This is a genomic window from Lysinibacillus sp. 38-6, from assembly GCF_046245175.1.
GTDB lineage: Bacteria > Bacillota > Bacilli > Bacillales_A > Planococcaceae > Lysinibacillus.
The window spans coordinates 307850-322002 of the sequence record NZ_CP176417.1 but is presented as its reverse complement, the minus strand read 5'-3'; the positions used below and the strand labels follow the sequence as shown (position 1 = coordinate 322002).

At 37.8% G+C, this 14153-nt stretch carries 9 protein-coding genes and 1 riboswitch; of the genes, 4 read left to right on the top strand and 5 right to left on the bottom strand.

Features of this window, described 5'->3' with window-relative positions; genetic code table 11:
* Positions 1-22: 22 nt before the first annotated feature.
* The gene (gene glnA / locus ACKVEV_RS01670; RefSeq protein WP_409368656.1) at positions 23-1357 is read right to left on the bottom strand and encodes a type I glutamate--ammonia ligase; all 1335 of its coding nucleotides are present in this window, start codon (positions 1355-1357) and stop codon (positions 23-25) included.
* Positions 1358-2177: 820 nt separating this feature from the next.
* Between glnA and ACKVEV_RS01665 the strand changes: the two genes are divergently transcribed.
* From ACKVEV_RS01665 to ACKVEV_RS01655, 3 genes are read left to right on the top strand one after another with little or no spacing between them, the layout of a single operon-like run.
* Complete coding sequence (locus ACKVEV_RS01665) at positions 2178-2597, top strand: ATP-binding protein (protein ID WP_409368654.1); 420 nt, start codon at positions 2178-2180, stop codon at positions 2595-2597.
* Positions 2598-2618: 21 nt separating this feature from the next.
* Complete coding sequence (locus tag ACKVEV_RS01660) at positions 2619-4313, top strand: methyl-accepting chemotaxis protein (RefSeq protein ID WP_409368653.1); 1695 nt, start codon at positions 2619-2621, stop codon at positions 4311-4313.
* Positions 4314-4339: 26 nt separating this feature from the next.
* Positions 4340-4726: an STAS domain-containing protein gene (locus tag ACKVEV_RS01655; RefSeq protein WP_409368652.1), complete on the top strand. Its 387-nt coding sequence runs from the start codon at positions 4340-4342 to the stop codon at positions 4724-4726.
* A gap of 252 nt (positions 4727-4978) precedes the next feature.
* Here the strand turns inward: ACKVEV_RS01655 and ACKVEV_RS01650 are convergent, their stop codons facing one another.
* Positions 4979-6325, bottom strand: coding sequence for a sodium-dependent transporter (locus ACKVEV_RS01650; protein WP_409368651.1), 1347 nt, complete (start codon positions 6323-6325; stop codon positions 4979-4981).
* Between the two features lie 458 nt (positions 6326-6783).
* Between ACKVEV_RS01650 and ACKVEV_RS01645 the strand changes: the two genes are divergently transcribed.
* Positions 6784-7026: a hypothetical protein gene (locus tag ACKVEV_RS01645; protein WP_409368650.1), complete on the top strand. Its 243-nt coding sequence runs from the start codon at positions 6784-6786 to the stop codon at positions 7024-7026.
* Between the two features lie 92 nt (positions 7027-7118).
* On the opposite strand, the gene ACKVEV_RS01640 is transcribed toward ACKVEV_RS01645, so the two are convergent.
* The 3 genes from ACKVEV_RS01640 to ACKVEV_RS01630 form a co-directional block, all read right to left on the bottom strand.
* Entirely contained in the window at positions 7119-8627 is a 1509-nt protein-coding gene (locus ACKVEV_RS01640; RefSeq protein ID WP_409368649.1) for an SH3 domain-containing protein, read from the bottom strand.
* A 382-nt stretch (positions 8628-9009) separates the two neighbouring features.
* A complete protein-coding gene (locus tag ACKVEV_RS01635; RefSeq protein ID WP_409368648.1) occupies positions 9010-9597 on the bottom strand; it encodes an ECF transporter S component in 588 nt (195 codons plus the stop codon).
* A gap of 225 nt (positions 9598-9822) precedes the next feature.
* Positions 9823-10020: riboswitch (FMN riboswitch) on the bottom strand.
* Between the two features lie 202 nt (positions 10021-10222).
* Positions 10223-13933, bottom strand: a complete 3711-nt coding sequence (locus ACKVEV_RS01630; RefSeq protein WP_409368647.1) for a S8 family serine peptidase — start codon at positions 13931-13933, stop codon at positions 10223-10225.
* Between the last annotated feature and the right edge of the window lie 220 nt (positions 13934-14153).

Here is a 14153-nt window from a genome sequence, read left to right as displayed (position 1 = left end):
CTGCAGCCCCAACACTTCTTTTCTAGTACATTGTCAAATATTCATCACGTTCCCAGTTGTGGACGCGTGTGCGATATTTGTTCCATTCAATTTCCTTTGCTTCTGTGAATTTTTCAAAAATGTGATTTCCTAGTGCATCACGTACGATATGATCCATTTCTAGTTCGATTAATGCGAATTCTAAAGAAGCTGGTAAACTATCAATACCATTTAGTTCACGCTCTGCGCGATTCATTTTATAAATATTGCGATCTACAGCATCCGGTGGTGTTAAGCCTTTGCGAATACCGTCAAGGCCCGCTGCTAAAATGACTGCCATCGCTAAGTATGGATTGGCCGCTGGATCGACAGAACGTAATTCAATACGAGTGGACAGGCCGCGTGCTGCTGGAATACGAATCAGTGGTGAGCGGTTTTGAGCTGACCAAGCTACATAGCACGGTGCTTCATAGCCCGGCACTAGACGTTTGTAGGAATTAACTAACGGATTGGTTACTGCTGTAAAGCCGTGAACATGCTTTAATATTCCTGCCATAAAGCTGCGAGCTGTTTCGCTTAATTGCAAATCGGCATGTTCGTCATAGAAAGCATTTGTATCGCCTTCAAATAGTGAGAGATTGAAATGCATTCCGGAACCGTTCACACCGAATAAAGGTTTTGGCATAAATGTTGCGTGCAAACCGTGCTGAGCGGCTACTGTTTTAACAACAAGCTTAAACGTTTGAATGTTATCACAAGCTTCAATGGCATTTGCATATTTAAAATCAATTTCGTGCTGACCAGGTGCAACTTCGTGATGAGACGCTTCAATTTCAAAACCCATTCCTTCTAGTTCAAGTACAATATCGCGGCGACAATTCTCGCCTAAGTCAGTCGGCGCTAAATCGAAATACCCACCGCTATCATTTAGTTCTAATGTTGGATGTCCTTTATCATCTAGTTTAAATAAGAAAAATTCCGGCTCTGGCCCAAGGTTAAACGAAGTAAAGCCTAAGTCCTCCATTTCCTTTAATACGCGCTTCAAGTTGGAACGTGGGTCACCTTCAAATGCTGTACCATCTGGTCGTGCTATATCACATATCAAGCGTGCTACTTTGCCCCTTTCCGCTGTCCAAGGGAAGATAACAAATGTATCTAGGTCCGGACGTAAATACATATCTGATTCTTCAATGCGGACAAACCCTTCAATCGAGGAACCGTCGAACATCACTTTATTGTCTAATGCTTTCGCTAATTGACTCACCGGTATTTCCACATTTTTGATCGAGCCTAATATATCAGTAAATTGTAGGCGAATAAATTTCACATTTTCTTCCTTCACAATTCGGATAATATCATCTTTTGTATGATGCTTCATTGTTCACCACTCCAATTTGTAATTTTTCTTCACATGTTTTTTTATAACTGTTTTTAAATTACACTAAAACAATGAAATAGCGCAATGGGCATGTCATGTTTTATTACATGACTTTTTTCGAATAATTTTATCTTTTTTTTAGATAGATAAAATAGCTAGCGAGATGATTTTGCACGCATCTATCCCCAAATAACTAGTTTTATAAAAATTTAATTTAGTCTATAAGTAACGTAAAATCAACAAAAACAATACTTTTAGATTACTTAAAATTAATTTTTGTAGAACATTAGTCTTGCTTTATTTATATTTTACTGGTACATTATAAGCGAAATATATTTTCAAGTTGTCTGACAAGATATTTCGCACTATCCATTAATGGATGTAACCACTCCCTATTAATGTCATTGAATAGAAAGTAACTTAAATATTACGGTGGATATAGACCATTTGATTTTATCTATTGTATAACTCCCTTTCAAACGGTCTTAAACTACCAAGTTAAAGCCGAACTTCGTAAACTCCAGGCAAAAGACTTTGTCATCGCATGAATTCCTAATAAATAGATTGTCTCCTCTATGAAAACTAACTTAGTAAAAATACATAGACTCACTACAATTTGAATATGACATGTAAAATTAATGGCAAGGCTTAACATCTCAAAAGGAGCGATACTGCTTAGCACTTGCTTTATATCCAACTAATCATATAGTTTTACATTATTTACAATCGTAGTGGCTCAAATTTTCTTATATCTTTTACTGGATACTGCTATTAAGCAAAAACATAATAGTCATTTCAAGTACAAGATAGGTGATTGGCAATGGAATTTATACTTCGTGTTCAAGCTAATATGCAAGCAGTTCATTTTATAGATAAAGTGATGGAAAACTATACAACAATCTATAACGTACCTTTTAGTAGAGAATTACGATTTGTCTTACATGAACTAGTCATAAATGCAATTGAAGCAATGAAAAATATGGATAGTCCCCATAGTAATACGATTCAAGTGCAAATTTCACAAAACGACGAGGAGATTAAGTTAACAGTGATTGATGAAGCACAAGGAATTTCTGAAAATGCATTGAAGAGAGCTTTGCAATTTGATTGTAATGAAGAAAATTATTCAGATCGTGGTCGCGGATTATTTTTTGTCAAACAAATGGTTGATTCTATTTGGTTCAAACATATTTCGAAGTCAAAATTTTTAGTCGGTGTGTCAAAGAAATTTCATGATTAAGAAATTAGGAGGGACTTTTGTATGAAGTGGACAATTAGGAGAAAAATGTACTTACTTATTCTTGCCTGTATATTGCTAATGGTAACGCTCATAGCAATAATTGATTTTAACGAAGCGAAAAAGAATTTTTTAGAAAGTGCCAATACGAAGCTTTTATCCGATTTGCAATTAAGCTATCAATATTTTGATGTTATCGTACCTGGTGATTGGGCTATCAAAGATAATGAGTTATACAAAGGTGATGTTAAAATTAATAACAATTTTGCCATTGTAGATGAAATCGGTGAGCTAGCGGACGGTAACCTTGTAACCATCTTCCAACATGATACACGCGTTAACACCAATATAGTGGAAAATGGCGTACGACAAGTCAATACGAAAGCGCCTAAAGAGCTAGCCACTACTGTTTTAGAGCAAAAGGAGCGTTATATCGGTTCTGCAACTGTATTAGGCAGCATGTACCAGATGGCGACAAAACCGATATTGGATAGCAAGGGTGACATCATTGGCATGTGGTCGACCGGTACACCATCAGCACCTTACATTAATCTGGCAACGAAATATGCACTGGAAAATGTTGCGATTTCGTTAGGTATTGCCATTGTCATGTTTGTTAGCATTAGCTGGTTTTTACAGCGCCAAATTATTGCGCCAATAAACCAATTGAGTACTACCGCAAAAGAGTTAGCAGATTTAAATTTAAACGTTAAAATTTTAAACCCTAAAGGAAAAGATGAAATTGCCAATTTAGCACAAGCTTTTATAGCGATGAAAAATCGTTTAACTGAAACGATGACGATCGTAGCGACAAGTGCCAATCAAATAGCGAGTTCTTCGCAGACGTTAGCGGAATCTTCCCACCAAACAAGCGAAGCCTCTAATCAAATTGCGCTTACAATGAATGACATTGCCAATGGCTCCACCATGCAATCCGATCAGGCTGAACAAATTGTTACGATGATGCAAAAAACGATTCACGAAGTAGCCAATAGTTTAGAAAAAGCCGAAGCGACGTTAAATAGAGCCATTCAGTCAACCCAAATTGCTCGCAAAGGAGAGGATGCTATTAATGAAGCAATCAAACATTTAAACTCTGTCACGCAAACAGTATCTTATGCTACCGATTCCATTCAAAAGCTAGGAAAACGCTCTGAAGAAATCGGTGGAATTATTACCGTCATTACTGGCATTGCCGAGCAAACTAATTTACTAGCCTTGAACGCTGCGATTGAAGCAGCTCGTGCAGGTGAGCAAGGAAAAGGTTTTGCTGTTGTAGCATCTGAAGTTCGGCAACTAGCGGAGCAATCAAGTTTAGCCTCTGGTCAAATTACGAATTTAATTAAGGATATACAAGCTGAGACAGCCGTCACTGTACGGACAATGGAAAGTAATTTACTCGCTGTCGAGGAGCAGGTGCATATTATTAGCAAGGGAGGAAATGCCTTAAAAGAAATTGTCGAGCAAGTTATTGAAACAGAGCAAGGTGTGAAGGAAATGAAAGCTGCATTTACGCATGTTAATGACAATTCCTTAAATGTTCAGCAGGCCATTCATGATATTTCACGCATTATAGAGGATTCTGCAGCAGCGACCGAAGAAATTGCGGCAACTTCCGAGGAACAACATGCAACAGTAGCGGAAATCTCGCAAAACTCCGAAGAATTAGCAGAAATTTCTACCAACTTACAAAACGAAGTAAAGAAATTCACATTTTAATCTATAAACGAAATGGAGGCGCTAATATGAATCAGAAAAACATGATAACGATTGATACAAAGGCTGATTATATTTTAATCGCCTTTACAGGAAATTTAGAGTATGGATTAATTAGTGATATAAAAGAGGAGCTTCAAACGATTAGTTTAGACACAAAACACGGTTATATTATCGATATGCAAAAGGTGTCAAATATTGATAGTACCGGTTTCGGTATGATTATTAATTTCGCAAAGAAAGTCACTACACTCGACAAGAAAATTAGCATCATTGTAACGGATACTTTTATTCATAAGCTATTTGCAATCTCACAATGTAACAAAGTATTCCCTATCGCTAAAAGTGAACTACAAGCGAAGCAAATGATTAAAGAAGAAAGCTGGCTAGGAGAACTCGCCCTAAGCGAATATTAACTAATTAAAGTGCCAGGCACCCAAACAATTCTTAATAATCAGAATTGTTTGGGTGCCTGGAGAATTGTTTGGGTGCCTGGCACTTACACATTTTCTAAAGGAAAAATCCACACAGACTCCTGCGGGGACGCACGCAACGTAAGACGCAACTAGCCGCGCGCAACGAGGGTTGCGGCTTACGTGTGTGCCCGCGGAAAGCGTTGGATTTTTCCGATTTAGGTTACTGACCTACTAAGGACAGCCCCTCTTCATTTATTTTTGCAAAAGCATATTTAACAGAACAACGATAATAACGATTGGTACGACCACTAACATTAATAGACGATACGTTTGATAAAATCCTTGCCCCATTTTACTACCCATTAGTAACTCCTGTTTTACAAAGCCTTTATCCACCACATAAGCAATAAAAATAGCAATCAACAAGTTACCTAAAGGTAGCATCAAATTGGATACTAAATAATCCGTCGCATCAAAAATCGACTTACCAAAAATGGAGACATCCGCTAGCATACTCGAAGATAATGCTGACGGAATTGCTGCAACAAAGACGATAACGCCAAGTAACAACGTTAACATTGCACGAGACATCTGCCATTTCTCCATAAATGCCGCTACCATGATTTCATATAAACTAAATGACGAAGTTAACGTCGCAAATAAAAACAGTAATAAAAACAGTGCTAAAAATACTTCCCCAAAAGGCATTTGACTAAATGCTGTTGGCAACACCATAAATAGTAGGCCAGGCCCGGCTTGCGGTTCTAAATCAAAGGCAAAGACCACTGGGAAAATAGCCAGTCCTGCTAAAAATGATACGAGTACCGTCAATAGCACAACTGAACCTGCTGCGTTCGGTAAACTTACATCTTTTTTCAAATACGAACTATACGTCACTAAACAAGAAAATCCAACTGCTAGCCCAAAGAATGACTGCCCTAAAGCCTCTAATAGCGCCTTCCCTGTTATATTTGAAAAATCAGGCCATAAGAAAAATTTTACACCTTCCATTGCCCCATCTAATGTTAATGCTCGAATAACAAGAACGATAAACATAATAAATAATAGTGGCATCATCCACTTATTTGCTTTTTCAATTCCATTTTGTACACCAAGCGAAATGACAACTACATTTGCCAGAGTAAATAATGCTAAACCTAGTAATGTAATCCACGGTGTGCTAATAATCTTGCCAAATAGCTCGCCCGGATTCACTGTCGGATCAATCACTGCTCCTGATACACCAAGGCCGCTATAAATAAAAATCCATCCACCTACAACACTGTAAAAGGTTAATAACAGAAAACAACCAAGTACACCCATACGTCCAACCCAAGCCCATGCAGGTTTCGTTGGAACGACTTTTTTATAGGCTGTAATCGCTTCTGACTGCGTACCACGCCCTAAAATATACTCGGATAACAACATTGGTAGGCCAATTAATAACGTGAACACCACAAAAATAAGAAAAAAGGCGCCTCCACCACTTTGGCCTGTTACATACGGAAGCTTCCAAATAGCCCCTAGCCCAATTGCGGCACCCGCCGATGCTAAAATAAACCCTAACTTACTGGACCACTGTCCGCTTTTTTCACTCATCTCTTCATTCTCCTCAAAACTAACTAATCTCGCATTAATTGTACATTAAAATAATAATTTAGAATAGACACTTCAACTATTTCATTTACTTGCTTTATTACCCAATAAAAACCTCGAATAATCAAAACTCGAGGTTTGCTCTAACTTATTTTAATTCACCCCAAACGATGCACAGCTTCTTACGAGAGCAGTTGTTGATATTCATCAATGACCTTAAAAGCCTTATAGGTTGCTTATACGTTATTTAAATCGATAATTGTCCCTATCGTATCGATCAAAATGTAATAAATTTGTGTATTTGTAGTACCTAATCATAAAATTCCATTACTTCTTCAATCACTTACTTCTGCTTCCTCACCTACTCTATATTTCCATTTTACTACCAAACCATACTTTTCTATGTTATTGTTTTCCTTAGACATAATTTTCAGTTATTTAAAACATAGGGAGATGATGATTTGGAAATTAAAACTTCTTATCAAGGAGCAACTGAACTTAGAATAAGGAATTGGGATGCTATGGACTGTTTAGGTGAAAAAATTATCGAAGTTAGAAACTCACAAAAAATTTATACAAATGACATAGTTGAAATTCAACAGGTTGTAGACTTTGGTCGGGTTACAGATGAGGCTCATAGAATACTTATTATTTTTAATTTAAAAAGAGATTTAGATAATCTTGGAGAAAAAATAATTTTATGAATTACTTTCAACAATCAAAACAATAGAAAGAATTTTTTCAACATAAAAAAAAGATGACCTTTATAGTCACCTTTTCACTTATAAGTAGCCATTTAGTTATTAAATTTTTGTTCGTAACGATGGAAGAATGCCACTGCGTGTGCTCTTGCTAGAGAATCATTTGGTTTAAACTCTTCATTTGTTTTAGTAGTTGTTAAACCATGATCACGAAGGAATTTAATAGCTTCTGACTGAGATACAGTTTTACCATAATGCATTGAAGCTAAGATGCGAGCAAAGTTCCCCCGTGTGATTTCTTTACCTGCAATGGCTTGTTTGGATGCTGTGTTTGCACCTAGGACTGGTAAAGAGTACTTAGTTGCCAGTTGGTAGTTTACGTCTCCATACCATGAAGTTTTAGCTGTCGTTGAAGCTAGTTCTGATGGTTTGAAGTATCGTAATAGGATCGATAACATTTGGTTTTCCGTTAAGTTCGTGTACGGTTTCAGTAAGTTTTCGTACTTACCTGTTGAAGGATTTTTCACGTTTGTGTATCCACTGATGATACCGATGTTGACTGCCCACTTAAAATCCTCAGCCCAGTATTGCTTTGCATTGTAATCAGCAAACTTTGATACATCAACATTTCCCGTTGTTGGCGGTGTTACTGGAGGGGTTGGCGTTGAAGCTGAGTAGTTTAAATAACTTGATGCTACATACCCCGCCGTTCCGTCACTTCTTTTCACAGGATACCAAACAAAATGGTTTTTCTTCGTCGATACTTTTTCATATTCAAAAGGACCCGTAATGGTAACCATTTCACCTTCACGTAAAGTACCTAAAGAAGGGCTTTCAGTAGTAGGTTTTGTCCTAACTGTTACATTCGTTATTGCACTCGCTTTTTGATTTGTTTCAAAATAATACTTCGATTTTGTTAATGGTAAATCAACATCATAGTTCATCTTTGAAAATTTAATATTTTCTTTGCTATTAGAGTCATATTGAAAATGTTCAGATGAAAAAGGTAGCTCTGTTAAGTCTATTAACTCCATTTTATTAATAATTCCTAGTATTCTCTCTTGATAGGCATTGGTATTTCTTTCACCAGTTGCTTGCACAATTGGACTATTTACTGGTTTAGTACCGTTATAAGCCATGATGGCGAAGTACCAATGTTCCAGTACATCTCTTTCCCCACCGTTGATGCTAGGTAAATCCTTTCGCTTAAACATAGCATCTAGAGTCTCTACACCAGCTTGAATATTATAGACAATATCGCTTTTTAGTCGATCTTGATTGTAGCCAGCTTGATTTGTAATTTGCATAATGCCAATTCCATTATCAGCTGTTACAATCGCTTCACCATTCTTATCAAAATGACGCCAATTTCCACTCTCCCCTTCTGCTATTGCCTTGACAATTTCAGGAGGAACATCATAAATCAGTGCTGTTTCGGTTAACAAACAGTTCATTGTCGAATAGTCAGGGTTTACTTTCGATGCAGAATTATACGCACATGTATTTGCAATATTATTGGCTAGTACATTTTGATCTATGTTGATAGATAGAGAGAGAGTCCCAATAGCAATAACACTAATCAATGGCTTCAATATCTTTTTCATATGTGATTATTCCACTTCCTTTCATATTTTTTAAAGTTAAAAGATTCAAATATATGTTAACATAAACCCAATATTTGAGACAGGGATAACATCCAATGATTCACTTATTTAACAGTGTTGATATATAAATGAAATAATTAACATATTATATTTGCTTTTGATTCGATAAAAGGTTAATTCCTTTCCCTTGTTAGGCCCGTGTATATTGGGAAATTATTTTACAATATATCTCCCTTTTTCAGACGACCACCATTTGAATCCTCTTCGTCATCTAAAAAACTACGCAATGGCAAATTTAAACAACAAAAAAACACCTCCTAGACATAACAGTCTAAAAAGGTGTCATTGCTTAAACACAATCCTAAATCATACTTTTTTACGCTTATTTAGATAAATACATTGTACGTTGTTGTTCAATCCATCTGCGCATCGTTGTAAACAATAATGCCATAATCGCCGTTAATAAAATGCCTTTGACAATATTAAATGGCAAAATGCCTGCCACAATCATTGTGTATAATGAATCGCCAACGACTGGCTCCATACCTAAGAAGTAAGTGTACATCGGTAAAAATACTGCGTAGTTTAATACGCTCATCCCTACCGCCATAACAATCGTTCCTGTTGCCAAACCGCCAACAAGACCAGCGATTGATTTAAAACGATTAAAAATAAATGATACTGGTAAAATAAATAATATACCTGTTACAAAGTTTGCAATATGACCAACTGGGACTCCTGTAGGCGTACCTGAGAAAACCCAATCCAAAACATTTTTAAATAACTCGACTAAAATCCCCGCTACTGGGCCCATTGTGATGGCTGCAAGTAATGCAGGCATATCACTGAAATCCACTTCTAAAAAAGCTGGGAACGGTGGAATTGGAAAATTAAAAAGCATTAATAAAAACGAAATACTACTCAGCATACCAATCGTAATAAACGATTGTAGTTTGATATTTTTCTTCATTGAAAACTCTCTCCTCTTTGCTGATTCAATCTTGCAAGAAGAAAGGTTACGACGTAATCGATTGTTATTTCACGAAAAAACCCTTATGCACATCAGCATAAGGGAGAAAAGGCATGATTAAATAGCGCCATTACTAGCTATTTTTTGAGCACAGTGCAATGAATAGACACACTGAAAAAAACGCTCGCACATAGCTTAATTCGTAACAACGAATGACGATCGTACCTTCATCTTCTCCCATCCAGACTATACTGTCGGCCTTGGAATCACACCAAGTCAGCCATGCAAAAAAAAGCTTTGCACAGGTCGCGGGCTGAAGAGCCATTTAGTAAATCATGCGAGCTATTGTAGTTTTAGACTACACTAGCGATTTACAACTCTATTACCGCCGGTCGGGATTTTCACCCTGCCCCGAAGATGAATCAATATTATTTTATAAATTAACTATAATGTTTTATCGCATAAAAGTAAATACTTCTGCTTAAAAAATTCCGATTAATTTTGTATGCTTTAATGTGTGATTTCCAAGCACTGATTTCAGTGGGTTCCTGCCCTTGCGAAGGGAGAAGCACAAAAAAGAGAAATTGCACAGTGCAATTTCTCTTTTTGTTTGAACTGAAATGACTTAGTACTCTTCCTCAGTAACTTCATTATTATGACCATTACCATTACCATTACCATTGCCGTTACCGTTTCCGTTGCCATTGCCGTTTCCGTTTCCGTTTCCAGGCTTAACAACAACTACATCGAATGTTAGTGTTTGTTCCCCATAGGTTACCGTAATTGTCGTATTACCTTGCCCTTTTCCTTTTACGACTCCTGCTTTGACAGTCGCTATTTTATCGTTTGCTACTTTATATGTTGCCAGTTTTGTCACATCTGTAACTGTTGTTGTTCCACCGAGAGTAGTGACTTCCGTAATCTTCACTGCCACTTCTTTACCGATTCTCGTTTCGACTTGTGCTTGGTCAATCTCTAGTGTTACGGTCGGTACTTCGACAGCAGGTGCTGTTACTGTCACGTTGACTGTCACTTCATTTTTACCATATGACACAGTCATAGTCGTCGTACCCTCACCTACTGCAGTAACCAATCCATTTACTACTGTGGCAACATTTTCATTTGCCACTACATAAGTCGCTTTGGACGTTACGTCTTCCTTCGTTGCCTCACCTTCTGTAGGCGTTGACGTTTCGGTTACCGCCAGTTGTGCAGTATCTCCAGCTGTTAGGTTTAACGCTGCTGGATTGACAGAAAGTGTAACGACCGGTTCTACTACTTCTTTTTCATAAATAATTGCTTCACCAACATTGCCCGCAGCGTCATGAATTACGACTGACACAGCGTTCGTATCTGCTGTTACTGGGAATGTGAAGCTACCATCTTGATTTAATTCAAAAGCAACAGGTGCTTGTACTTCACCATTTATCGTCGAAATATAAGAAGCTTTTAATTTATCATTTAAATTGTATTGTAAACCGTATAAATATAATTCGTCATTGTAGTCGATATATTTGTCTGTTACCTGTCCTGTAGCGACACCTTCAACTACTGAACCCGTAATTTCTGGTTTAGTCGATTTTACGATAATTGGTCCAACATAATCGGAAACTACGCCCGATGTTGCAAGAGCAGTGAAATCAATTGTATACAGACCATCAGGAATCGTTGTGGCAGGTGCAGATCCCCATGGTTTATACTGCCCACCAATATTCAGCGTATAAGAGCCTTTTCCTAGCGCAGTCCCTGCATGTAAATAGCCAATATAGCCGTCTCCGTATTCTCCACCGTCAGGATTCATAATATCCCAAATCTCGATATAGTTTGTTGTTACGTCACCCGTTAAAGTGAATGAAAGGACAGCAGAATCTTTTACGCCATCGCCATTAAAGGATAAGTCTGTTTCCGAAATTTTATAATCTTTAATTTGAGTCGTTGCCGCTTCACCAAAGTCAGCGGCGAATGGTAATGAAATTTCCGTCGCACCACCGTTAATATAAATATACCCTAGTATTTCAGAGCCATTTGGTGCCGTAGCTTGCGAAGCGGTTAATGTAATATTTAAAACTTGCTCACCATTTAGATTAAATGTTGGCTGATCGACTGTCACAGTTGCATCACCAAATGTTTTTATCACATCAATCGATACATTGTAGTTACCACCGTTGCCTTTTATATCTTTTACTAGCACTTGTTTCGTTACAGAAATATCTTGGTCTTTCAATGATTGAGGACCGAAAGTAACTGTACCTTTTAAGTTTTCTGATATGGCACCGCTACCATCTATCACTGCGCTATCAAGTGCATAGGCAAGAATTTCAGGATGTACAGCTGCATAAGCATTAACACGCCCTGCCCCCTGAGCAAACACATCGTATTTTGTTTTATCTAAAACCTTCGCTGTATTAGAAAGCGCCACTTTTACATCAAACGCAGTCCAATCGGGATTTGCTTGTTTGATTAATGCCACAATTCCTGCAATATGCGGCGTTGCCATTGAAGTTCCCGTTTTACGAGCATATGCTTCCCCATACTCTGCATTCGGGAAATCTTTTTTATACATTGGAATCGTTGACATAATATTTGTGCCAGGTGCACTGACATCTGGTTTAATGTCAAAGTTTGGTGTGGAAGGGCCACGGGAACTTGAAGAATTCACCTCATCACCTTCAGTCGTCGTCGAAGCAAATTGACTAAAGCTTACTTTTCCAGTTCCACCTGCTAATGCAGCCCGAATAGCATCGCCATCCGTTTGGGACATATCAAACGTTGGTAAAAACTCAAATGAATCACCAAGGAATGTACCTGAAATGTTCGGTGCATTTGTACCACCGGCAAAGTTGTGGATAATGGTTGCGATTGCACCATTTGCTTTTGCATTGGCAATTTTATCAACGAATGCGATATTGCCACGTGAAATCAATGCCACTTTACCTGCTACATCAATTCCTTGAAAATCTTTTACTTCCCCGTATCCTGGAATCGCAACGAGGTCATATTGTCCTTGCAGCTGTGTTGATAAATTTTGACCAAAAGTCGTGCCCATTAATGGCAGTTGTTTCATAAAGTTGTAGTTTCCAACTGTAATATTTACTTCCCCGTTATACATTACTTCAGGATTTGTTGTATTACCAACAGCAATTCCTAAACGTGCGGTTGCAGGCGTACCCATTGTTCCGCGATTTGGACCATAATTCCCTGTAGCAATAACACCGATTGTTCCAGCGATCATCGCATTATTAATAGCAAATGAACCCGCATCCGTTTCAGAATTTGCTCCGCCGCCTAGGGAAAGGTTAATGACGTCCATTTTTTCAATAACTGCCGTTTCAATTGCTTTGACAATACCCGATGTCGCACCACTTCCATAAGCCCCAAGAACGCGGTAAGCATATAGGTCTACTTTAGGCGCAATTCCTTTAATACCGAATTCGTTCGCACCGATTGCCGCAATTGTTCCAGCAACATGTGTACCGTGAGATGTATAGAACGCGCTTCCTTTTTCATTAAATTCAGGTGTCCCAGCTGGACGTTCTGTAGGCGATGTTTCCGATGCATCGTCATCTGCTCGAGGCTTCGTATAAGTTGCTGAATTGGGAATAAAGTTTTTCCCCCCTTTGTAAATCCCAGCAAACTCAGGGTGATCTGCATCAATACCAGTATCTAATACGGCTACTTTTATGCCTTGTCCTTCTAATCCTTCCTTCCATAGTTGTTCAATGCCAAGGAAAGAATTACTCGTATTCATATAAGCTTCTAATTGCTCTTCTTTATTTAGTTCTGAGGATTTCATCGTATTATCTTCGGATGCGTAAACCATTGCATCTGGTTCGATTAATGTAATCCCTTCAACTGTAAGCAATTTCGGCAAATCACTTGCTTTAACAGTTGCGGCAAATCCGTTTAAAACGGTATCAAATGTGTATCCTTGTGTCATCTGTACTTTTTTAGTAGCTAACTCTTTTTGTACTTTTGCTTGTTGTGCTCGGACATTTGCACGAACTTCATTTGCTCGGGCATTCGAGAATTTTTTGCCTTTGACTTGATTTATTCCTTGCTCTAGCGCTACTGGCGTTTCAGATAAATGAACGATAACTGCAATATCTTGATTGCCTGATATATTTTGTAAACTTTCGTGAAGAGTGGGACCATCTTTCGACAAACTCAACTGTTCAGCAATAGCCGCCTTTAGTTGAATAATACTTTCACTTTGACTATCCGGCTTGAATGGTTTCGATTCTTCAGCACGAGCACTCGACAATGGAACCATTAGAGAAAGCACCATAATGAAAGCAAGCATACTACTTAGGAACTTCGTAAACTTAAACTTTTTCAAATCTCATTTCCCCTTCCGTTTTTAGTTGTCACACTTTTTTGTTTAGTGTGGTATTTCCAATTTATCACATAGGAAGGAGTTCGAATATCTGAATATTCAAATATCGGTAATTATTAGTAGTTTATGATAGATAGATTAAATCTATCTTCCTAGTCATTTACTAGACAAGTAGAACTTTCAAATGAGTTTTGATTTAGCAAAATAAAAATGTACATGACTA